Annotated in this window: 15 protein-coding genes; 10 read left to right on the forward strand and 5 right to left on the reverse strand. The window is 72.5% G+C overall.

Annotated elements, in window-relative coordinates; all coding sequences use genetic code 11:
- Positions 1-49: 49 nt before the first annotated feature.
- The 5 genes from ACPU2J_RS09995 to ACPU2J_RS10015 all read left to right on the forward strand — a co-directional run bounded on the left by ACPU2J_RS09995 (position 50) and on the right by ACPU2J_RS10015 (position 6,406).
- Complete coding sequence (locus ACPU2J_RS09995; protein WP_423833095.1) at positions 50-1,255, forward strand: bifunctional adenosylcobinamide kinase/adenosylcobinamide-phosphate guanylyltransferase; 1,206 nt, start codon at positions 50-52, stop codon at positions 1,253-1,255.
- Positions 1,256-1,359: 104 nt separating this feature from the next.
- A complete protein-coding gene (gene cobT, locus ACPU2J_RS10000) occupies positions 1,360-2,424 on the forward strand; it encodes a nicotinate-nucleotide--dimethylbenzimidazole phosphoribosyltransferase (RefSeq protein WP_361595220.1) in 1,065 nt (354 codons plus the stop codon).
- A gap of 83 nt (positions 2,425-2,507) precedes the next feature.
- The gene (locus ACPU2J_RS10005; protein ID WP_361595222.1) at positions 2,508-4,370 is read left to right on the forward strand and encodes a phosphatidylglycerol lysyltransferase domain-containing protein; all 1,863 of its coding nucleotides are present in this window, start codon (positions 2,508-2,510) and stop codon (positions 4,368-4,370) included.
- 53 nt (positions 4,371-4,423) lie between these two features.
- Entirely contained in the window at positions 4,424-5,071 is a 648-nt protein-coding gene (locus ACPU2J_RS10010) for a hypothetical protein (RefSeq protein WP_389078939.1), read from the forward strand.
- Between the two features lie 159 nt (positions 5,072-5,230).
- Positions 5,231-6,406, forward strand: coding sequence for a sensor histidine kinase (locus ACPU2J_RS10015; protein ID WP_420082458.1), 1,176 nt, complete (start codon positions 5,231-5,233; stop codon positions 6,404-6,406).
- A 52-nt stretch (positions 6,407-6,458) separates the two neighbouring features.
- Here the strand turns inward: ACPU2J_RS10015 and ACPU2J_RS10020 are convergent, their stop codons facing one another.
- From ACPU2J_RS10020 to ACPU2J_RS10040, 5 genes are all read right to left on the reverse strand, one after another.
- Positions 6,459-7,277, reverse strand: a complete 819-nt coding sequence (locus ACPU2J_RS10020) for an endo alpha-1,4 polygalactosaminidase (protein ID WP_399314035.1) — start codon at positions 7,275-7,277, stop codon at positions 6,459-6,461.
- Complete coding sequence (locus ACPU2J_RS10025) at positions 7,274-7,960, reverse strand: spherulation-specific family 4 protein (RefSeq protein ID WP_423833096.1); 687 nt, start codon at positions 7,958-7,960, stop codon at positions 7,274-7,276. The genes ACPU2J_RS10020 and ACPU2J_RS10025 overlap by 4 nt, the downstream gene beginning before the upstream one ends.
- Positions 7,957-9,498, reverse strand: a complete 1,542-nt coding sequence (locus ACPU2J_RS10030; protein ID WP_420081015.1) for a hypothetical protein — start codon at positions 9,496-9,498, stop codon at positions 7,957-7,959. The genes ACPU2J_RS10025 and ACPU2J_RS10030 overlap by 4 nt, the downstream gene beginning before the upstream one ends.
- Complete coding sequence (gene pelF / locus ACPU2J_RS10035; RefSeq protein ID WP_361607583.1) at positions 9,495-11,051, reverse strand: GT4 family glycosyltransferase PelF; 1,557 nt, start codon at positions 11,049-11,051, stop codon at positions 9,495-9,497. The genes ACPU2J_RS10030 and pelF overlap by 4 nt, the downstream gene beginning before the upstream one ends.
- A 95-nt stretch (positions 11,052-11,146) precedes the next feature.
- Positions 11,147-13,177 carry a hypothetical protein gene (locus ACPU2J_RS10040; protein ID WP_420081014.1) on the reverse strand — a complete coding sequence of 677 codons (2,031 nt, stop codon included), beginning with the start codon at positions 13,175-13,177 and terminating at the stop codon, positions 11,147-11,149.
- A gap of 347 nt (positions 13,178-13,524) precedes the next feature.
- On the opposite strand from ACPU2J_RS10040, the gene ACPU2J_RS10045 reads away from it, so the two are divergent.
- From ACPU2J_RS10045 to aceE, 5 genes are all read left to right on the forward strand, one after another.
- Positions 13,525-15,060, forward strand: coding sequence for a leucyl aminopeptidase (locus ACPU2J_RS10045; protein WP_361607577.1), 1,536 nt, complete (start codon positions 13,525-13,527; stop codon positions 15,058-15,060).
- 284 nt (positions 15,061-15,344) lie between these two features.
- A complete protein-coding gene (gene lpdA / locus ACPU2J_RS10050; protein ID WP_401402429.1) occupies positions 15,345-16,733 on the forward strand; it encodes a dihydrolipoyl dehydrogenase in 1,389 nt (462 codons plus the stop codon).
- Between the two features lie 54 nt (positions 16,734-16,787).
- Positions 16,788-18,578 carry a 2-oxoglutarate dehydrogenase, E2 component, dihydrolipoamide succinyltransferase gene (gene sucB / locus ACPU2J_RS10055; protein WP_423833097.1) on the forward strand — a complete coding sequence of 597 codons (1,791 nt, stop codon included), beginning with the start codon at positions 16,788-16,790 and terminating at the stop codon, positions 18,576-18,578.
- A gap of 131 nt (positions 18,579-18,709) precedes the next feature.
- Positions 18,710-19,333, forward strand: coding sequence for a GntR family transcriptional regulator (locus ACPU2J_RS10060; RefSeq protein WP_030654838.1), 624 nt, complete (start codon positions 18,710-18,712; stop codon positions 19,331-19,333).
- Between the two features lie 219 nt (positions 19,334-19,552).
- Positions 19,553-22,234, forward strand: a complete 2,682-nt coding sequence (gene aceE, locus ACPU2J_RS10065) for a pyruvate dehydrogenase (acetyl-transferring), homodimeric type (protein WP_423833098.1) — start codon at positions 19,553-19,555, stop codon at positions 22,232-22,234.
- Positions 22,235-22,290 lie beyond the last annotated feature (56 nt).

The raw sequence follows: 22,290 nt of genomic DNA on the forward strand, positions 1-22,290 counted from the left end.
CAGAGTAACCAGGCGCGCAGCAGTCTCCGCCACGCGGGAGGATCATCCTGTGGAACTCACTCTGCTCGGCACCGGTACACCCGAGGGCCTGCCCCGTCCCGGCTGCCCCTGCGCGGCCTGCGCCGTCTCCGTCGGGGCGGCCTCGCGCGCGGCGACCGCCGTCCTCGTGGACGGGGCCCTGCTGCTCGACCTCACTCCCGGAGCGGTCTTGGCGGGCGCCCGGGCCGGCCATTCCCTGGCCGGTGTGCGGCAGGTCCTGCTGACGCATCCGCACGACGGGCCCGTGGTGGAACTGCCACCGGGCCTGCCCACCGCCGGGCGGGTGCCGGACGGGCAGGAGCTCTCGGTGATCTCGGGGCACCGGGTGCGGGCGGTGCCGATGGACGCGCCGGGCACCGGGTACGAGGTGACCGGCCCGGACGGCGGTCGGGTGCTCTACCTGCCGCCCGGCGGGGCCCCGGCCGGCACGAACGGCGGGCCCGCGCGGCGCCCGTACGACATGGTGCTCGCCGATGTGCTCGGCCGGCCCGAGGGGCTGGCCCGGCTGCGGGCGAGCGGTGCGGTCGGCCCGGCCACGGACGTGATCGCCGTGCACCTGGACCACGACACCCCGCCCGGCCGCGAGCTGGAGCGCCGGTGCGCGGCCGCGGGGGCGCGGGCGGTACCGGACGGGACCACCGTCGTCGTCGGGGAGTACCACGCGGTGCCGGACCTGCCGCGCCGCACGCTGGTGCTGGGCGGGGCCCGCTCGGGCAAGTCGGTGGAGGCCGAGCGCCGTCTGGAGGCCTTCCCCGAGGTGGAGTACGTGGCCACCGGCGGCACCCGGGACGGGGATCCCGAGTGGGCCCGGCGGGTGGGTCTGCACCGGGAGCGCAGGCCGGCGAGCTGGCGGACGGTGGAGACCTGCGAGCTGGTGCCGCTGCTGGCGCAGGACGGGCCGCCGCTGCTGATCGACTGCCTGGCCCTGTGGCTCACGGACGCCATGGACCGGGCCGGGGCGTGGGACGACGAGGTCTGGGAGCGCAGTGGCCGGCGCGACCTGGCCGAGCGGACCGCCGCCCTGGTCGCGGCGGTCCGCGCGACCGGCCGGCACGTGGTGCTGGTCAGCAACGAGGTCGGCTCGGGCGTCGTCCCGGCGACCCCGTCGGGGCGCCGCTTCCGCGACGAGCTGGGGCGGCTGAACGCGCGGGTCGCGGGCGAGTGCGAGCACGTGCTGCTCGTGGTGGCGGGCCAGGCGACGGTGCTCAGGCCCTGACCGGACCGGTCCCGGCGGGCCGCCGCGCCGCCCGGCCGCCGGGCCCGCGGGAGCGGGCGGGACGGGGCCCGAGGGAGGGGTTCACCGGCTGTACTCTCTGGCAGATGACCACGCTGAATCTCGACGACTTCTCCGATCTGATCGAGCGCCCCGACGGGGGCGTCCGGCGTGACGCCGAGGACCGCCGCGAGCGCCTCGCCGTGCCGCCCGGGGCACTGGGACGGCTGGACGATCTCGCCGAGTGGCTGGCCGCCGCGCAGGGGCGGGTTCCGGTCACCCCCATCGAGCGGCCCCGTGTGGTGCTGTTCGCCGCCGACCACGGGATCGCCTCCCGGGGCGTCTCCGTCCGGGCCGCCTCCACCGGGCACGAGCTGGTGCGGGCCGTGCTCGACGGGACCAGCCCGGTGTCGGTGCTGGCCGGCCGGTTCGGCGCGACGATACGGATCGTCGACGCGGGGCTGGACTGCGATCCCGAGCTGCTTCCCGCGGACGTGGTGGCCCACCGGGTGCGGCGCGGCAGCGGGCGGATCGACGTCGAGGACGCGCTGACGGTCGAGGAGGCCCGCGAGGCGCTGCTGCTCGGCATCCGGATCGCCGACGAGGAGGCCGACTCGGGCACGGACCTGGTCGTGCTGGGGGACCTCAGCGTCGGCGGTACCACGGTCGCCGCGACCCTGGTCGCCGCCCTGTGCGGAACGGACGCCTCGGTGGTCACCGGCCGCGGCGGGCTGCCCATCGACGACCTGGCGTGGATGCGCAAGTGCGCGGCGATCCGGGACGCGCTGCGCCGGGCCCGCCCGGTCCTCGGTGACCAGATCGCGCTGCTGGCCGCGGTCGGGGGCGCGGACGTCGCCGCGATCACCGGATTCCTCCTCCAGTGTGCGGTGCGCCGTACGCCGGTCATCCTCGACGGTGTGGTTTCGGCCGCGTGCGGGCTGGTGGCGCAGCGGGCCGCGTTCCGGGCTCCGGACTGGTGGCTGGCCGGACAGGCCAGCGGCGAGCCGGGCCAGGCGAAGGCACTTGACCGAATGGCGCTCAACCCGGTGCTCGATCACGGCGTCACAGTAGGTGAAGGTACCGGGGCATTGCTGGCTCTTCCCCTCGTCCAGGCGGCTGCCGCGCTCGCGGCGGAGCTGCCGGTACGGGCGTCGCAGGAGCCGACGGAATGAGCCGCCGGGGACCGCGGCCCTGACCAGGCCGTGGTCCCCGACCGCACAAGGACGGACAGCTGCGCCCCATATGATCGCTTTTTATGGGAGAGGTCCGTTTGACCAGCGCAGAGACCGACCGCATCGCCGCACAGGCGCCCGGTCCGTCATCCGGAAGGAAAGAGCCCGGCGATGCCGCCGGCAAGGCGGCGGGGGCCGGCCGGGACACCGGCCGGGGCAGCACCCGGTCACGGCGCGGCGCCGCGTTCGCGGTGTGGTACCTGCGCGTCGTCACCTTCATCAACTTCCTCAGCGCGGTGTGGGTTTCGCTCGGGCAGGACCTGCGGCGCCACAACGTCGAGGACTTCTACACCCCGTACATGCTCACGGCCGGCTTCGCCTCCGGGCTGTTCACGCTGCTGCTGGCCGTCACCCTCGGCCGACGCAAGCGGGCCTCCTGGATCCTGAACCTCGTCCTGAGCGGCCTGCTCGCGCTGCTGCTCGCCTACGCGCTCTTCGCCTACGAGGAGATCCGCGAGCACCCGCAGAACTGGGTCTCCCTGGCCCTGACCGCCGCCTTCACCGGCGCCCTGCTGCTGGGCCGCCGTGAGTTCTACGCCCGGGGCGACCGCTCCAACCCGGCCCTCGCGACCGCCGTGGCCGCCGTGGGCCTGCTGGTCACCTCGCTGATCGCCGCCCTGCTCGTGGGCGCCGCCAACACCGCCCCGAACAGCGCCGACGTGTCCTTCCCGGCGCGCTGGAAGTACGGCGTGATGCGGCTGATCACCCTGGCCCCGGACGACCGGGCCTACGCGTCGATCACCACCCCCGGCTGGGTGGACGTCTCCATCAACGTCATGTCGATGCTGCTGCTCCTCGCCGTGCTGTTCGCGGCCTTCCGCTCGCGCCGGGCCGTCGACCCGATCAGCGAGGAGGACGAGGAGCGGCTGCGGGCGCTGCTGGCCCGGCAGGGCGACCGCGACTCCCTCGGCTACTTCGCGCTGCGCCGCGAGAAGTCCGTCATCTGGTCCCCCACCGGCAAGGCCGCCGTCACCTACCGGGTGGTCGGCGGGGTCTCGCTGGCCTCCGGCGACCCGATCGGCGACCCGGAGGCCTGGCCCGGCGCCATCGACCCGTGGCTGGCCGAGGCCCGCGAGCACGGCTGGGTGCCCGCCGTGATGGGGGCGAGCGAGGAGGCCGGGCAGATCTACGCCCGGCACGGCCTGGACGCCCTGGAGCTGGGCGACGAGGCGATCGTGGAGACCGCCGAGTTCACCCTGGAGGGCCGCGCCATGCGGACCGTCCGGCAGGCGTACAACCGGGTCAAGCGGGCCGGGTACACCGTCCGCATCCGCCGGCACGCCGACATCCCGGCGGACGAGATGGCCGAGCTGGTGCGGCGCGCCGACGACTGGCGCGACGGCGCCACCGAGCGCGGCTTCTCGATGGCGCTGGGCCGGCTGGGCGACCCCGCCGACGGGCAGTGCGTGATGCTGGAGTGCACCGACGGCGAGGGCGACCTGCGCGCCGTGCTGTCGTTCGTGCCGTGGGGCCCGAAGGGGCTGTCCCTGGACCTGATGCGCCGCGACCGCGACTCCGAGAACGGCCTGATGGAGTTCATGGTCATCGAACTCCTCGAACGCTCCAAGGAGATCGGGGTCACCCAGGTCTCGCTGAACTTCGCGATGTTCCGGTCGGTCTTCGAACGCGGCTCCCGGCTGGGCGCCGGCCCGGTGTTGCGGATGTGGCGTTCGCTGCTGAGCTTCTTCTCCCGCTGGTGGCAGATCGAGTCCCTCTACCGGGCGAACGCCAAATACCGGCCGATCTGGGAACCGCGGTTCATGCTCTTCGAGAAGAGTTCGGACCTGCTGCGGATCGGCATCGCCGCGGGCCGGGCCGAGGGCTTCCTGGAGGCCCCCGGCCTTCCGAAGTGGCTGCACCGCAGACACCTGGAGACCCGCCGTTGACAACGTGGAGCACCACCCCACTGCGGCGGTTCGCCCGCCGTGAGTGGGGCCCCATGTTCCGGACCGTCCGGGAGGCACTCACCCGCGAACGATGGCGGGCCGTCCCGATGACCCTGGGCGCGGTCTGCCTGACCACGCTCTTCCAGATCGTGCAGAACACCTCGTGGGGCTTCCAGCCGGTGCAGGACCTGGGGTCGGTGAAGGCCGCCGACCCCTTCTGGCTGGCCCTGCTGCGCACCCCCCTCTCGCTGTTCGTCCCGGCGCTGGACCTGCCCGTGTGGGGGGCGCTCGCGCAGATGCTGCTGGTGTTCGGCATCGCGGAGATCTGCATCGGCTGGTGGCGGACCCTGCTCGTCGGCTACCTCGCCACCCTCGCCGGCACCTCGTACGCGCGGATCGGGCTCGCCCTCGGCCCGGAGCACCCCTTCGGGCTGCCGCTGTCCGACCGGATCGTCAACGACACCGGCCCGTCGGCGGCGGTCGTCGGCCTCGCCATGTACGTGTGCTGGCGCTACCGGGCGTACCTGACGGGCGCCCTGGTGGTCCTGGCGATGATCGGCGAGGTGCTGGTCAAGAACAACCTGGCGGGCAAGGAGCACCTGGCGGCCATCGCCGCGGTCATGGTGGTCTGCGTGGTGCGGGCCCAGTGGGGCCCGGTACGCACCCGGGCCCGGGCGGCCCGCCCCCCTTCCCCGGGCTGAGACCCCGCTCCCCCGGGCTGTGGCCCCGCTCACCCGGCCGAGACCCCCGCCCTGCGGCTGAGGCCCCCGCCCTGCGGCCGGGCTCCCGTCCGCCCCGGGAGGCCGTACCGTATCCGGGTGACGACAGACCTCGGGCCGTTCGCGCCCACCCGGCAGTGGATGCGGGCGCATCCGCTGGCCACCGACGCCGTGCTGGGCTTCGGGGCTCTCGTCTCCATGGTCGTGGGCTCCTTCGCCGATCCGCACGGCCCCCACGGGCCCACCTTCGGGACCCGCACCCCCGATCCGTTCTCGCTGGTGCTGATGCTGCTGGGCGCGGCCGCCCTGATCTTCCGGCGCCGGCGTCCGCGCACCGTGCTGGCGGTGACCTGCGGCCTGTCGCTGCTGGAGCTGACCACCGGCGAGCCGAGGGCCCCCGTCGTCATGTGCACGGTGATCGCCCTGTACACGGTTGCCGCGCGCACCGACCGGCCCACGACCTGGCGGATCGGGCTGCTGACGATGGCCGGGCTGACCGGTGTCGCGATGCTCGCGGGACCGCTGCCCTGGTACGCGCAGGAGAACATCGGGATCTTCGCCTGGACCGGCATGGCCGCGGCCGCCGGGGACGCGGTGCGCAGCCGGCGGGCCTTCGTCGACGCCATACGGGAGCGGGCGGAGCGGGCCGAGCGCACCCGGGACGAGGAGGCGCGGCGGCGGGTCGCCGAGGAGCGGCTGCGGATCGCCCGGGACCTGCACGACGTGGTGGCGCACCACATCGCCCTGGTCAACGTGCAGGCCGGGGTGGCGGCGCACGTCATGGACAAGCGCCCGGACCAGGCCAAGGAGGCCCTGGCCCACGTACGGGACGCCAGCCGGTCGGCGCTGAACGAGCTGCGGGCGACGGTCGGGCTGCTGAGGCAGTCCGGCGACCCGGAGGCGCCGACGGAGCCGGCGCCGGGGCTCGCGGTCCTGGACGAGCTGGTGGACACCTTCCGGCACGCCGGTCTGCCGGTGGAGGTCATCCTCCAGCTGGACGGGGAGCCGGGAGCGCTGCCGGCGGCGGTGGACCTGGCGGCGTACCGGGTGATCCAGGAGGCGCTGACCAACGTGCGCAAGCACGCGGGGTCGGGGGCGCGGGCCGAGGTGAGTGTGGTCCGGGTCGGGCCGTCGGTGGAGGTCACCGTGCTCGACGACGGCGGTGCGGCGGCCGAGGTGCCGGAGCCCGGGGACGCGGGCGGCGGACACGGTCTGCTCGGCATGCGGGAGCGGACGGGCGCCCTCGGCGGCTCCTGCTTCGCGGGCCCCCGCTTCGGCGGCGGCTACCGCGTCCACGCCGTCCTGCCGTGGGCCTAGCCGGCACATCCAGCCTCGCCGGCGTTTGAGGCGCGGGTCCGGCTGGACTTGGCTACGGGCAGGTTTTGCGCCACGCGTCGAGGTCGTAGCGCTTCTGGATCGAGCTGAGCTTCGCGGCACGCGACTTCGCGCAGAAGCGCGAGGTCGACAGCTCGTACTCGGCGTGGAAGACGGCCTTGCCCGCCTCGATGAAGGGGGTCAGCCGCTCGCACTCGTCGTACTGCGCGCACTGCTCGTTGACCGCGAAGTCGAAGTCGCCGACGAGCTGGGGGATCTGGTCGAGGTCGTTCTTGAGGCCGACCGCCATCCCGCGGTCGTGCGCGAGTCGTGCGATCAGCCGGTTGTAGCGCAGCTGGTCGTCGGCGGTGAGCGGGAAGCCGGTCGGGTTGGCGTAGCCGTCCATGTTGTCCGGCTCGACGGCGTCGAAGCCCTTCTCCCGGCACATGTCCATCCGCTTCGCCATCAGCGGTTCCAGTTCCTTCACCCGCCGGATGTCCAGCCAGCGCTCCCCCTCCCAGCCGTTGCCCTTGCCGAGGAGGTCCCGGGGGAAGGCGCCCGCGTCGGGCCGGAAGTCCTCCCAGGCGCCGGTGGAGAGGTAGCAGATCGTCTTGCGCCCGGCCTTCTTCAGCGTCGCGACCTGCTCCTTCGTGGTGTTGAAGCCGTCCACGTCGTAGACCGGGGCCTTCACCGAGGTGTCGAGCCGGCCCGTGAGCTGCCATTGCCAGGCCGTCCCCGGGGGTGGCTGCCAGCGCTGTCCGGGGGCCAGTTCCGGCCAGCGGACGGGCTCGTCGTCGCCGTCGTCGTCCGGTGCGGACGTGCACGCCGCGAGCAGCAGCAGGGGCAGTGCCAGCAGCAGGGCGAGCTTCCTCATCCCGCCTCCTCCAGGGCGTACGGGAGGGTTCCCCAGGGGTGCGGGCCGGTGCCGGGGACGGCGCAGTGCACGCCGGCGCCGCGTTCGGCGGCGAGTTCCCCGGCGAGCCGGGCGGCGAGTGCGCCCGGCGGGACCGCGTACACGAGGTGGCAGAAGCGCCGGGCGGGGTGGTCGGCCGTCCAGGAGGGCACCGACTCGGCCTCGCGGTAGGCGTCCCAGGGGCCCTCGAAGGTGACGAGGAGGTCGGCGAGCCGCGCGTAGCCGGGGTGCGGGTGGACCCCGTGGTTGAGGACGAGGGTGCGGGCTCCCGCGGCGCGGGCGGCCACGGCGAGCCGCCCGTAGTGCGGGAGCAGTTCGGGGTCGGCGGAGGCCTGGTCGAGGAAGGCCCCTTCGGTGGCGTACCAGTCGCGGTGGTGCAGGAGGTCCTGCACCACCGCGGCGTGGGGGCGCCGCCCGTAGTCGGTGTCGGCGTAGCCGAGTACGGGCACACCGGCGTCCCGCAGCCGTTCGGCGACGTGCGCGAACCTTTCGTCGGGGGCGGAGCCGGGCCCGTTGCCGGGGTTGAGCACGACCGAGTGGAGCCGGTCGGCGGAGCGGATGAGCCGCTCCCAGGCCTCGGGCCGGTCGGCGGGATGCTCGTAGAGGGGCACCAGCAGCATGGGGTCCTTCTTCTCGTGCGTCATCGGTGGGCGGTCGCGCGGCCGAGGAACAGGCAGACGAGCACGGCCAGGGCGGCCGCGGCGGTGCCGGCGACGGCGAGCTGCACGACGCGGGGCTGGCCCACTCCGGCGAGCAGGGCCAGGCTCTGGACGACGGCGGCCGAGGCGCAGACGACGGCCGCGGGCCGGACCGCGCCGAAGGACTGCAGGAGCAGTCCGCTCCACATGACGGCGCCGAGCAGCAGGAGGGTGGCGATGCGGACCCCGGTGAGGCCGGGGGCGCCGGGCCACAGGAGGGTTCCGGTGAGCCCGAGGACCAGCAGCACCGCCAGGTAGAGGGTGAGGCAGCGGGCCAGGGTGCCGAGCATGCGCCTGCGGAAGGCGCCGGGCGAGCGGGCGCCCCGCAGCCCGGAGAGGCTGCCGCTGCGGAAGCGGTGGAGCAGCCATTCGGCGGGGCCCATGCTGAGGGTGAGGGCGACCGCCGAGGGGGCGGCGACCGCTTCGGCGGGGCCTCCGGCGAGCACTTCCCCGAGAGCGGCGTAGAGCACGAGCAGGCCGGTGCCCAGGCCGAACACCCCGAAGGGCACCGAGTCCCCGAGCCGGGGCCCGCGTGCCGTGTACTCCTCCTCCGCTCCGCGCAGCATCCGCCAGCGCACGGGACCCTTCCCGGGCCGGCGTGCGGTGCGGCCGCGGATCCGGCGCGCGACGGCCCGGCACCCCGCGGCCACCGGGAGCTCCCGCAGGGCGAGGCCGCAGGCGGCGCACAGGGAGACCAGCAGCAGGGCGACCCGGACGGGCACGGGCAGGTCGGCGAAGAGGACGAGGACGGATCCGGCGGCCATCGGGGCGAGCGCGGCGAGCAGGACCCGTTCCCGGCCGAGGACCAGCAGGACGGTGGCGGCTCCCACGTAGCAGGCCTGCCCGGCGGCGAAGGCGTAGGAGAAGGGAGGGCCGCCGGGCACGGTCAGTGCGGCGGCGGTGCCCAGCAGGGCGCCGACGGGCGCGCCGACGAGCAGGGTCCGTCCGGCGGCGGCCCGCTCGCCGAGCCCGAGCCAGGAGTAGGCGCGGTGGGAGAGGGTCTGGTCCCAGACCCAGCCGATGAGGGCTCCGGCGAGCAGGGTGAGCGTGCCGGCGGGGAGGCCGAGGCGGTCCTTGGGGCCTTCGAGGAGGGGGGCACCCAGGAGGTAGGCCAGGCCGGGCAGGGCGAAGATCACCCCGCGCAGCAGGCAGGCGGTGAGGGACACCCTCCAGGGGTCGGGGGCGGGGCCCGGCTCCGGGAAGGAGCGGGGCACCCGGGCGTAGAGTTCCTCGGCGAGTCCGAAGGAGTCCTGGCGGCCGTAGGTGAGCCGGATGTACTCGTCGGTCATGCCGTCGGATTCGAGGACGGCGGCGATCTCGTCGGGGTGGACGGCGGCCGCGATGAACACGTCGAGCCGTTCGGCGAGTTCGTCCAGGGGGTCGGCGGCGGGGCCGGGGTCGGTGTCGCCGGTGCGCGGCCGGGGAACGGCCGGCAGGGTGCCGGAGGAGGCGCCGGGCGGCTTTAGCCACAGGGATCCGCTCACCACGGGCCTCCTTCGCCGGATTCGGTCCGGGGGCGTCCCATGGCGGCCAGTTCGCGGTACCAGGGGTCGCCGAGCCGCTGGGTCCAGGCGTCGCCGTCGTGGACGGGCAGGACGGGCTGGCCGGCGAGTTCGCGGTAGATGTGCCGGAAGCCGTCGACGGACTGGTGGAGGGTGAACTTCTCCACGACCCGCCGCCTGGACATGCGGCCCAGTTCCGCGCGGCGTTCGTCGTCGCGGAGCAGGGCGAGCGTGGCGCGGGCCATGGTCTCGGGCTCGCGGGGCGGGACGACCAGGCCGGTGTCGCCGACGGCCTCGCGGACGCCGCCGACGTCGGTGGAGACGGTGGTGCGGCCGCAGGACATGGCTTCGATGATGCTGAAGGGGAAGCCCTCGCTGATGCTGGAGAGCATCACCACGGAGCCGGCGGCGTAGGCTCGGGCCACGTCGTCGATGCGTCCTTCGTAGGTGATGCCGTCGGTCACGCCGAGTTCGGCGGCGAGTTTCTCCAGGCGCAGCCGGTACTCCTCGCAACCGGCCGGGACGGGCCCGAAGAGGCGCAGCCGCAGGGCGGGCATCTCCCGGCGCATGAACGCGTAGGCCCGGATCAGGGTTTCGAGGTCCTTGATCGGGTCGATGCGGCCGCACCAGCTGAGGGTGGGGACGTCGGGTTCGGGTCCGGCCTCGGGGAAGGCGTGGGGGTCGACGCCGTTGTAGACGGTGCGGATCCGGGTCGAGTCGGCGCCGCCGCGTTCCTCCCAGCGCCGGTTGTACTGGTTGCAGGGGGTGATCAGGTCGGCCTGGCGGTAGCCCTCGGTGTTGAGCTCGCGGTAGAAGCCGAGCATGAGGGCCTTGACGGGCCAGCGCTGTTCGGCGGTGCGGTAGCCGAGGTAGCGCTCGCGCAGGTAGATGCCGTGTTCGGTGAGCAGGAAGGGCACTCCGTCGAGGTGTTTCGCGGCGAGCGCGGGGAGCGTGGCGAGGCCGCTGCTGACGGCGTGGGCGACGCTGTCGGGCGGGATGCGCACGCTGAGCGGGCGCAGTGCGTGCTCCAGCAGGTCGGTGGCGGTGAGCGCGTCGTGGATGGTGGGCGCGGCCTCGGCGGTGCTGAGGCCGGGGCGGGTCCAGACGTTCATCAGCAGGCGCAGAACCGATTCTGAACGAAGGGCTGGTACGAGTTTCCCGGCCCGGGCCAGGACGGCCAGTTCGCGCAGTGCCGTGGAGAAGTCGTGGCGGGCGGAGTCGCCCGTGGGGTCGAGCAGGCAGAGCAGCAGGCTCTCGTACACGTCGGTGAAGCGGCGGCGGGCCCTGCCGCGCAGCCGGTGGCCCCGGCGGGCCCGCGGCGGGGCCGGGCCCCAGAGCGGGACGGCGGTGTGCCGGTAGACGTTGCGGGGCAGTTCCCAGGTGACCGGCTCACGGCCGGAGCCGGTCAGGGCTATGACGTTGAAGTCGACCTCGGGCATGCCGCGGACGAGTTGGTCGCACCAGGTGCTGACGCCCCCGTGGACGTGTGGATAGGTGCCTTCGGTGAGCATGGTGACATGACGCCCATGACTCATGCGGTGTGTCCCCCCAGGACGGAAAAGGGGCCGGCGCCCGATGGATGCGGAGCGCCGGCGGTAGGTGGTACCGGTGGTGAGGTGATGCGGGTGGGTCAGCTGGGCAGCTTGAGCGTGACGGCGCTCTGCAGCAGCTCGGGGGCGGTCCAGGCGGAGCGGTTGCCGGCGTAGGCGGAGCCGAAGTCCGCCGTGCCGAGCAGCATCTGCTTCTTGGTGCCGTTGGGTGCGGTCACGGGGGCGACGACCCCGGACGGCGCCTTGATGGTGACGTCCTTGCCGATGCGGTAGGCGGTGACCTTGCCGTCGGCCAGGGCCTTGTCCCAGGCGGCACGGCGCTGGAGCTCGACGCCGGTGTCCTTCATGGACTGGTTGACGATCGGCGCGCTGGGGGCGTACAGGCCCCGGTAGGTGTCGAGGACCTGGTTGAGCACCGGGTAGAGGGTGCGGTCCTCGGCGAGGTTGGACTGGTGGACGTAGTGCGGGCGGGGGTCGTTGGCGAGGACGTGGCGCAGGGCGGTGCGGGCCTCGGCCGGGACGATGTAGTTCAGGTAGCCGGTGTTGACGTCGAGCGGGGCCGGCAGGCAGGTGGAGGTCGCCGGGTTGTCCTCGCAGACGCCGCTGCCGCCGTGGGCGCGGCTGGTGTAGATCCAGTTGTACTCGTCGGCCATCTCGGCGTTGGTGCCGGTGTTGTAGTAGACGTTCATCGGGTGGCGGGGGACGGTGAGGGTGGAGCCGATCGCCCGCTGCGCCGGCTCGCGGGAGTTGTCGCTGCCGGCCCACTTGACCCCGTTGTCGGCGAGGGCGCCGGCCAGGTTGGGGTTGTCCACGGGCTGCTGCGGGGCCGTCTTCAGGCCGGAGTGCTCACCGGTGACGAGTTCGGTCCTGTCGAGGGTGATCCCCTTGGACGCGGCCCAGTTGTTGTTGTCGCGGATCTGGGCGGAGATCTCGGCGCGGCTCATGTACTGGATCGCGCCCTGGGCGTTCTTCGTACACGTCCACGGGGTGACGGCGGTGTTCTGGACGCAGCCGAGGAACGGGTGGGTGTAGGTGTGGTTCATCCAACGGTACTTGGCCCGGTCGGCGACGAGCTGGGCGGTCAGCGCGTCGACCCCGCCGTTCTCGGCCTTCCACTCCTCGCCGGCGCCGCCGTTGAAGAGCATGTCGAGCTTGAAGTCCTTCGACGTCTGCCACTGCGCCGCGTACACGGCGTCGGCGGCGGTCATCCGGATGGTGCTCTCCTTGCCCTCGCCGCCCGCGCAGGCGTAGTCGCCCGGCGTGCAGTTGAGCTCCTTGTTCCAGCGGGCGTCGGGCGCGAAGACGTCGTCGACGTGGACGGCGAAGTAGTTGCGGCTCTGGCCGAGGTGCACGCCCTGGGTCAGCCAGTCGACGATGCCGCGGGCGAGCAGCCGGAACTGCTGCTGGTGCTGGTTGTAGCCGAAGGTGACGACCAGCTCGCTGCGGCCGTCGTGGGTGTACTCGCCGACCAGGGAGGCCCGGCCGGAGCCGACGGGCGCGTCGACGTAGCTGGTGTAGCCGGGGCGCGGCTTGCCCATGAACCCGTAGCTCTCGGGGACGAGGGCGGAGTTGTCCTCGAAGGTGACCTGCCCGCCGAGGTAGCCGAACGGGCCGGCCTTGCCGGCGGCGGTGACCGCGGCCTGGGTGCCGTCGAGCTGCCCGCTGAAGCCGCCGTTGTCGGTGTACTCCAGCCCGACGCCCGGGTGCGCCCAGGTGTAGGCGTCGACCTGGCGGATCCCGTACGTCGTCTCGTAGGAGGCGAGCGCGGCCATCTCGGCGGAGCCCTCGCCGAACGGGTTCTCGTTCGGCAGGACGACGCCCTGGTACTTGGCGCGCGGCCGGCCGTCGACGGTGTCGCTGAGGAACGCCGCGTTGATGACCGGGCGGCCCGCGCTGCCCAGCTGCACGCGGGTGTAGGGCACCCCGGTGTCCCGGAGCTCCGCGGTGATCGCCTCGACCGAGCTGCCGCCGTCGTCGACGACGAGCACCTTGAGGTCGATCCGCGGTGGTGTCACGGCCGCCGTGGCGGTCGCGACGGGTACTGCCACGGACACCAGGGCGGCCGCCGCCATGACGGCGGCCAGCCTGTTCATCCGGTTCTTGTTGACCATTTCGGCCTTTCCCCCCGCAGGCGTCCCTCGACGCGGCCCCAGGCGGTGTGCCGGGCCGTGGGAGGCTCTGTGGAAATCATGCAAAGGAACCCCGCGTCCCCTTGCGAGAGTGCGCCGAGTCTTACGGACCTCGTGAGGTCCGCGGGGCAAACCTGGGGCAGAGTCCACAGATGGGTGAACCTGATGACCGTCTGATCGAACACCCTGCCAAACCTTCGAGTGGCGTACGGACGAGTGGGTGCGCGTAGGCTCGTTCCCGGCGGCCGTCGGGCCCCGAATACGATCGCTACGGATGGCCGTCCACCCACTCGGCCCACACACACAAACGGAAGCGAGACTTCACCACCGTGACTGCTCTGACTCTCAGCACTGCCGGTGCCGCGACGCTGCGCGCCGACGCTCTCGTCGTCGGTGTCGCGAAGGGCCCCAAGGGCCCGGTCGTCGCCGCCGGCGCCGAGGCCGTAGACAAGGCGTTCGACGGCAAGCTCGCCGGTGTGCTCGACGCGCTCGGCGCCTCGGGCGCCGAAGGCGAGGTCACCAAGCTGCCGGCCCCGGCGGGCCTCAAGGTCCCGGTCGTGCTCGCGGTGGGCCTCGGCTCCGTGCCCGAGAAGGCAGAGTCGTTCGACGAGGAGGTGCTGCGCCGCGCCGCCGGTGCCGCCGCCCGCGCCCTGCACGGCACCAAGAAGGCCGCCTTCGCCCTGCCCCTCGACGACGCCTCCGCCGTGACCGCGGTGGCCGAGGGCGCGCTGCTCGGCGCGTACGCCTTCACCGCCTACCAGGGCGGCGAGAAGAAGGCCGGCAACGGCAAGAACTCCGGCCCGAAGCAGCCGCTCGCCGAGGTGGCCCTGCTGGGCGCCAAGCCGCGCGACAAGGAGCACAAGGCCGCGGTCGAGCGGGCCGTGGTCGTCGCCACCGAGGTCAACGTCGCCCGCGACCTGGTGAACACCCCGCCGAACGACCTGACCCCCGAGGCCTTCGCCGCGGTCGCCTCCGCGGCCGCGAAGGAGAACGGCGTCAAGGTCCAGGTGCTGGACGAGAAGGCCCTGGTCAAGGGCGGCTACGGCGGCATCATGGGCGTCGGCAAGGGCTCCGAGAACCCGCCGCGCCTGGTGAAGCTCACCTACACCCACCCCAAGGCGGAGAAGACCCTGGCCTTCGTCGGCAAGGGCATCACCTACGACTCGGGCGGCATCTCCCTGAAGCCGGCCGGCCACAACGAGACGATGAAGTGCGACATGGCCGGCGCCGCCGCCGTGTTCGCCTCCGTCGTCGCCGCGGCGAAGCTGGGCCTGAAGGTCAACGTCACCGGCTGGCTCGCGCTCGCCGAGAACATGCCGTCGGGCTCCGCCACCAAGCCGGGCGACGTGCTCCGCATGTACAGCGGCAAGACCGTCGAGGTCCTGAACACCGACGCCGAGGGCCGCCTGGTCCTGGGCGACGCGCTGACCAAGGCCTCCGAGGACAACCCGGACGCGATCGTCGACGTCGCCACCCTGACCGGCGCCATGGTGCTGGCCCTCGGCGACCGCACCTTCGGGATCATGGCGAACGACGACGCCTTCCGCACCTCGATCCACGAGATCGCGGAGGAGGTCGGCGAGTCCTCCTGGCCGATGCCGCTCCCCGCCGAGCTGCGCAAGACCATGGACTCCCCCACCGCCGACATCGCGAACATGGGCGTCCGCATGGGCGGCGGCCTGGTCGCCGGCCTCTTCCTGCAGGAGTTCGTCGGCGAGGGCATCACCTGGGCCCACCTCGACATCGCCGGCCCGGCCTTCCACGAGGGCGCGCCGCACGGCTACACCCCCAAGGGCGGCACCGGCTCGGCCGTGCGCACCCTGGTCCGCCTGGCCGAGCGCACGGCCACGGGCGACCTGGGCTGACCGCCCGCAGTGTGACGTGCCGCACCCCGGGACCGGTCCGGTCCCGGGGTGCGGCGCTCCCACGACGGAATCCGTAGGTTTCTACGCAGCGGTAACCGTCACATCGGACAGAACGCCCTGTCACAACGTGGGCCCCGCGTCCCGCACTCCCCCGACAAATGCGAAGATGGGTTCTCGGCAGGACAGGGCCCCCACCACAGGGCCGAAGATACAAGCGGCCGATCACCAGCCGCCGCCCGGTCACAGAGGACCGGTGCCCGGCGCACATGCATGGAGGACGTGACGTGGCGAACGACGCCAGCACCGTTTTCGACCTAGTGATCCTCGGCGGTGGCAGTGGCGGTTACGCCGCGGCTCTCCGCGCATCCCAGCTGGGTCTCGACGTTGCGCTGATCGAGAAGAACAAGCTCGGCGGCACCTGCCTGCACAACGGCTGCATCCCCACGAAGGCTCTGCTGCACGCGGGCGAGATCGCGGACCAGGCGCGCGAAGCCGCCCAGTTCGGCGTGAAGGCCACCTTCGAGGGCATCGACGTCGCGGGTGTGCAGAAGTACAAGGACGAGGTCATCTCTGGCCTGTACAAGGGCCTGCAGGGCCTGGTCGCCTCCCGCAAGGTGACGTACATCGAGGGTGAGGGCCGCCTCTCCTCGCCGACCTCCGTCGACGTGAACGGCCGGCGCATCCAGGGCCGCCACGTCCTGCTCGCGACCGGCTCCGTGCCGAAGTCCCTGCCGGGCCTGGACATCGACGGCAACCGCATCCTCTCCTCGGACCACGCGCTGGTCCTGGACCGCGTGCCCGAGTCCGCGATCATCCTGGGCGGCGGCGTCATCGGCGTCGAGTTCGCCTCGGCGTGGAAGTCCTTCGGTTCCGACGTCACCGTCATCGAGGGCCTCAAGCACCTCGTGCCGGTCGAGGACGAGAACAGCTCGAAGCTGCTGGAGCGTGCCTTCCGCAAGCGCGGCATCAAGTTCAACCTGGGCACCTTCTTCGACAAGGCCGAGTACACGGAGAACGGCGTCCGCGTGACGCTGGCCGACGGCAAGACCTTCGAGGCCGAGGTGCTGCTGGTCGCCATCGGCCGCGGCCCGGTCTCGCAGGGCCTGGGCTACGAGGAGCAGGGCGTCGCGATGGACCGCGGCTACGTCCTGGTCGACGAGTACATGCAGACCAACGTGCCGACCATCTCGGCCGTCGGTGACCTCGTCCCGACCCTCCAGCTCGCGCACGTCGGCTTCGCCGAGGGCATCCTGGTCGCGGAGCGTCTGGCCGGCCTCAAGGCCGTCCCGATCGACTACGACGGTGTCCCTCGCGTCACCTACTGCCACCCCGAGGTCGCTTCCGTCGGCATCACCGAGGCCAAGGCCAAGGAGATCTACGGTGCCGACAAGGTCGTGGCCCTGAAGTACAACCTGGCGGGCAACGGCAAGAGCAAGATCCTGAAGACCGCGGGCGAGATCAAGCTCGTCCAGGTCAAGGACGGTGCCGTGGTCGGCGTCCACATGGTCGGTGACCGGATGGGCGAGCAGGTCGGCGAGGCCCAGCTGATCTACAACTGGGAGGCCCTGCCGGCCGAGGTCGCGCAGCTCATCCACGCGCACCCGACCCAGAACGAGGCGCTCGGCGAGGCCCACCTGGCCCTGGCCGGCAAGCCGCTGCACTCCCACGACTAGTTCGTCCCGGGCGCGACGACCACTTCCGCACTTTCGTAAGGAGCAACAGAAACCATGTCGGTTTCCGTAACCCTTCCGGCGCTCGGCGAGAGCGTCACCGAGGGAACTGTCACCCGCTGGCTGAAGGCCGAGGGCGAGCGCGTCGAGGCCGACGAGCCGCTGCTCGAGGTCTCGACCGACAAGGTCGACACCGAGATCCCGTCGCCCGTCTCCGGCATCCTGGCCTCGATCAAGGTCGCCGAGGACGAGACCGTCGAGGTCGGCGCCGAGCTGGCCGTCATCGACGACGGCTCCGGTGCCCCGGCCGCCGCTGCGGCCCCGGCCGCCGAGCCGGCCGCCGCCGAGGCCCCGGCCGAGGCCCCCGCCGCCGCTCCGGCGCCCGTCGCCGAGGCCCCCGCGGCCCCGGCCCCGGCCGCCGAGGCCCCGGCCGCCGCCCCTGCCGCCTCCGGCACCGATGTCGTGCTCCCCGCCCTGGGCGAGTCCGTCACCGAGGGCACCGTCACCCGCTGGCTGAAGGCCGTCGGCGAGTCGGTCGAGGCCGACGAGCCGCTGCTCGAGGTCTCCACGGACAAGGTCGACACCGAGATCCCCGCCCCCGTCTCCGGCACCCTGCTGGAGATCCTGGTCGGCGAGGACGAGACCGCCGAGGTCGGCGCCCGTCTGGCCGTCATCGGCGTCGCCGGTGCCGCCCCGGCCGCTCCGGCTCCGGCCGCCGCCCCGGCTCCGGTCGAGGCCGCGGCCCCCGCCGCGGCTCCGGCTCCGGCCGCCCCGGCCGCTCCCGCGGCTCCGGCTCCGGCCGCCCCGGTCGCCGCCCCGGCTCCGGTCCAGGCCGCCGCCCCGGTGGCCGCGCCGGCTCCGGTGACCCCGGCTCCGGCCGCCGCCCCGGCCGCTCCCGCCGCCCCGGCCTCCGCCGGTGACGAGGGCGCGTACGTGACCCCGCTGGTGCGCAAGCTCGCCTCGGAGTCCGGCGTGGACCTGTCCTCGGTCTCGGGCACCGGTGTCGGTGGCCGTATCCGCAAGCAGGACGTCCTGGCCGCCGCCGAGGCCGCCAAGGCCGCCGCTGCCGCCCCGGCTCCGGCCGCCGCCCCGGCCGCCGCGAAGGCCCCGGCCGCCGCGGTGTCCGAGCTGCGCGGTCAGACGGTCAAGATGACCCGCATGCGCAAGGTCATCGGCGACAACATGATGAAGGCCCTGCACTCGCAGGCGCAGCTCAGCTCCGTGGTCGAGGTGGACATCACCAAGATCATGAAGCTGCGCGAGAAGGCCAAGGCCGGCTTCCTCGCCCGCGAGGGCGTCAAGCTGTCCCCGATGCCGTTCTTCGTCAAGGCCGCTGCCCAGGCGCTGAAGGCCCACGCGGTCGTCAACGCCCGGATCAACGAGGACGAGGGCACCATCACCTACTTCGACTCGGAGAACATCGGCATCGCCGTGGACTCCGAGAAGGGCCTGATGACCCCGGTCATCAAGGGTGCGGGCGACCTCAACCTGGCGGGCATCTCCAAGGCGACCGCCGACCTGGCCGCCAAGGTCCGCGGCAACAAGATCACGCCGGACGAGCTGTCGGGCGCGACCTTCACCATCAGCAACACCGGTTCGCGCGGTGCGCTGTTCGACACGGTCATCGTTCCGCCGAACCAGGTCGCCATCCTGGGCATCGGTGCCACGGTGAAGCGCCCGGTGGTCATCGAGACCGCCGAGGGCACCAACATCGGCATCCGCGACATGACGTACCTGACCCTGTCCTACGACCACCGTCTGGTGGACGGCGCGGACGCGGCCCGGTACCTCACCGCGGTCAAGGCGATCCTCGAGGCCGGCGAGTTCGAGGTCGAGCTCGGCCTCTGAGCCGAACGGCTTGTAACCAGCCTCACTGTCGGCGCCCCCGTCCGGGATACTCCCGGGCGGGGGCGCCGCCGTATTGTCTACGCATCAGGCCCCGCACGACCCTGCACACACCAGGAGATGAAGCCCAGATGATCACCCCACCCGTCGTGCACTCGCTGCGCGAGCAGATCCGCGAGCACATCGTGGAGGGGATCGTCAGCGGCCGCTGGAAGCCCGGCGAGCGGATCGTGGAGCGGCGCATCGCCGTGGAGCTGGAGGTCAGCCAGACCCCCGTGCGCGAGGCCCTGCGCGAGCTGGAGACGCTGCGGCTGATCGAGTCGGCGCCGAACAAGGGCGTGCGCGTACGGAACCTCTCGGCGGCCGACCTGGAGGAGATCTACCCGGTCCGGGCCGGTCTGGAGCAGATCGCCGCCGAGCTGGCGGCGCCGCGGCTGGCGGCGGACTGCTCGGCACTGGAGCCGCACGTGGCGGCCCTGTGGGAGGCCGACCGCAGCTCGGACGGCACGGCGCAGGTGCGCCACACGGTGGGCTTCCACCGGGAGATGGTGCGGGCGGCCGGCAACAGCGTGCTGCTGCACACCTGGGAGAGCCTGGGGATCGAGGTGTTCACGGCCCTGTCCATCCGCTGGCTGGGGACCGTCCAGAAGTCCTACGCAGAGGAGCACGAGGCTCTCGTGGAGGCGTTCCGGAGTCGGGATCCGGACATCGGGGTGCTGGTGAAGCGGCACGTCCTGGGCTGCGCACCGCGGGCCTGAGCGCCCGGCTTGTTCCGTTTTGACCGGCACCGCGTGCCCTGATTCCTGGCACGCGGTGCCGACTTTTCGTCGAACGGACGTTTCTTTGTCACTTTTATTTGATCGATCATCGATCAGGGATTTACAGTCGTCGCGGGCCTCAACCAGGTCCGCCGACCCTGTCCTGCCCGTCAGGGTTTCTTTACCACCTCTCCTTTGTCCGGAAGGCGGCGCACAGCGATGTCCGACCCCGTAGGAAAGCTTCCGAGCGAGCTCGACCAGCTCCCGGACCGCGACGCCGAGGAGACCGCCGAATGGGCGGCCTCCCTCGACGCCGTCGCACAGGCCGCCGGTACGCGCCGCGCCGAATACCTGCTCCGCCGCACGCTCCAGCACGCCGAGGCCGCCGGCCTCGCCCTGCCGAAGCTGCTGGAGACGGACTACGTCAACACCATCCCCACCTCCGCCGAGCCCGAGTTCCCGGGCGACGAGGAGATGGAAGCCAGGATCACCGCCTGGAACCGCTGGAACGCGGCCGCCATGGTCACCCGCGGCTCCAAGTACGGCGTCGGCGGCCACATCGCCACCTTCGCCTCCGCCGCGTGGCTGTACGAGACCGGCTTCCAGCACTTCTTCCGCGGGAAGGAGGCCGACGGATCGGGCGACCAGCTCTACATCCAGGGCCACGCCTCCCCCGGCATCTACGCCCGCGCCTTCCTCGACGGGCGCATCTCCGAGCAGCAGCTCGACAACTTCCGCCAGGAGTCCGGCGGCAACGGCCTGCCCTCCTACCCGCACCCGCGACGCCTGCCGTGGCTGTGGGAGTTCCCCACGGTCTCCATGGGCCTCGGCCCGCTCTCCGCGATCTACCAGGCGCGCTTCAACCGCTACCTGCAGAACCGGAACATCAAGGACACCGCGAACTCGCACGTCTGGGCCTTCCTCGGCGACGGCGAGATGGACGAGCCCGAGTCGACCGCCGCCCTGGCCCTCGCCTCCCGGGAGCAGCTCGACAACCTGACCTTCGTCGTCAACTGCAACCTGCAGCGCCTCGACGGTCCGGTCCGCGCCAACTTCCGCGTGGTCCAGGAGCTGGAGGCCCAGTTCCGCGGCGCCGGCTGGAACGTCATCAAGACCCTGTGGGGCTCCGCCTGGGACGAGCTGTTCCAGCTCGACACCACGGGCGCCCTCGTACGCCGCCTGCGCGAGGTACCGGACGCGCAGTTCCAGACGTACGCGACCCGCGACGTGGCCTACATCCGCCAGCACTTCTTCGGCGCCAACGCCGAGCTGACCGCCCTCGGCGGCCTGCTCACCGACGCGAAGATCGCCGAGTGCTTCCGCACCTCGCGCGGCGGCCACGAGCCCCGCAAGGTGTACGCCGCGTACAAGGCCGCCCTGGAGCACAAGGGCGCGCCGACGGTCATCCTCGCGCAGACCGTCAAGGGCTACACGCTGGGTGCCGGGTTCGAGTCGAAGAACGCGAACCACCAGATGAAGAAGCTGACGATCGACGAGTTCAAGAGCATGCGCGACAAGCTCGGACTCCCGATCCCGGACAGCGCCTTCGAGGACGGCCAGGTCCCGTACGGCCACCCCGGCGCGAACAGCCCCGAGGTGCAGTACCTGAACGAGCGCCGCGCGGCCCTCGGCGGCCCGGCCCCGGCCCGCAAGGTCAAGCAGGTGGCCCTGCCCGCCCCGGCCGACCGCTCCTTCGCCCCGCTGCTCAAGGGTTCCGGCAAGCAGGAGATGGCCACCACCATGGCCTTCGTCCGCCTCGTCAAGGACCTGATGCGGGACAAGGAGACCGGCAAGCGCTGGGTGCCGATCGTCCCCGACGAGGCCCGTACCTTCGGTATGGAGTCCCTCTTCCCGTCGGCCGGCATCTACTCGCCGCTGGGCCAGACGTACGAGCCGGTCGACCGCGACCAGCTGATGTACTACAAGGAGGCCAAGGACGGCCAGATCCTCAACGAGGGGATCACCGAGGCCGGCGCCATGGCCGACTTCATCGCCGCCTGCACGTCGTACGCGACGCACGGCGAGCCGATGATCCCGTTCTACATCTTCTACTCGATGTTCGGCTGGCAGCGCACCGCCGACCAGATGTGGCAGCTCGCCGACCAGCTCGGCAAGGGCTTCATCGTCGGCGCCACCGCCGGCCGCACCACGCTGACCGGTGAGGGCCTCCAGCACGCGGACGGCCACTCGCACCTGATCGCGTCCACGAACCCGGCGTCGCTCAACTACGACCCGGCCTTCGCGTACGAGATCGCGGTGATCGTCAAGGACGGTCTGCGCCGGATGTACGGCGAGACGCCGGAAGACGTCTTCTACTACCTCACGGTCTACAACGAGCCGAAGGTCCAGCCGGCCATGCCGGAGGGCGTGGAAGAGGGCATCCTCAAGGGCCTCTACCGCTTCAACCAGGCCTCCGACCTGGAGAACGCCCCGGCCGCCGACGCCGCGAAGATCCAGCTGATGGCCTCGGGCACCGCGATCCACTGGATCCTTGAAGCGCAGGCGCTCCTCGCCGCCGACTGGAACGTGGCCGCCGACGTCTGGTCCGCCACCTCCTGGGGCGAGCTGCGCCGCGACGCGCTGGAGTGCGACGAGGCACTGCTGCGCGGCGAGGTGCGCACCCCGTACGTCACCCGCGCGCTGGAAGGCGCGGCGGGCCCGGTCCTCGCCGTGTCCGACTGGATGCGTCAGGTCCCGGACCAGATCAGCCAGTGGGTGGAGCAGGACTACACCTCGCTGGGCACGGACGGCTTCGGCCTGTCCGACACCCGCGAGGGCGCCCGCCGCCACTTCGGTGTCGACGCCCAGTCGATCGTGGTGGCCGCGCTGGCCCAGCTCGCCCGCCGCGGCGAGGTCCCCGCGTCCTCCGTCAAGGAGGCCCGGGAGCGCTACGGCCTGTAGGCCCGGCCCGGCCCGCCCGTGAGGCGGCCCGCCCAGGAGGGGACGGGCCGCCTCAC

Source organism: Streptomyces manipurensis (assembly GCF_049570255.1).
Lineage (GTDB): Bacteria > Actinomycetota > Actinomycetes > Streptomycetales > Streptomycetaceae > Streptomyces > Streptomyces manipurensis.

Coding starts and splice junctions, on each gene's coding strand:
- cobT (WP_361595220.1), top strand. CDS start 1,360: ATGACCACGCTGAATCTCGACGACTTCTCCGATCTGATCGAGCGCCCC.
- ACPU2J_RS10005 (WP_361595222.1), top strand. CDS start 2,508: ATGGGAGAGGTCCGTTTGACCAGCGCAGAGACCGACCGCATCGCCGCA.
- ACPU2J_RS10010 (WP_389078939.1), top strand. CDS start 4,424: ATGTTCCGGACCGTCCGGGAGGCACTCACCCGCGAACGATGGCGGGCC.
- ACPU2J_RS10015 (WP_420082458.1), top strand. CDS start 5,231: ATGCGGGCGCATCCGCTGGCCACCGACGCCGTGCTGGGCTTCGGGGCT.
- ACPU2J_RS10020 (WP_399314035.1), bottom strand. CDS start 7,277: ATGAGGAAGCTCGCCCTGCTGCTGGCACTGCCCCTGCTGCTGCTCGCG.
- ACPU2J_RS10025 (WP_423833096.1), bottom strand. CDS start 7,960: ATGACGCACGAGAAGAAGGACCCCATGCTGCTGGTGCCCCTCTACGAG.
- pelF (WP_361607583.1), bottom strand. CDS start 11,051: ATGAGTCATGGGCGTCATGTCACCATGCTCACCGAAGGCACCTATCCA.
- ACPU2J_RS10040 (WP_420081014.1), bottom strand. CDS start 13,177: ATGGTCAACAAGAACCGGATGAACAGGCTGGCCGCCGTCATGGCGGCG.
- sucB (WP_423833097.1), top strand. CDS start 16,788: ATGTCGGTTTCCGTAACCCTTCCGGCGCTCGGCGAGAGCGTCACCGAG.
- aceE (WP_423833098.1), top strand. CDS start 19,553: ATGTCCGACCCCGTAGGAAAGCTTCCGAGCGAGCTCGACCAGCTCCCG.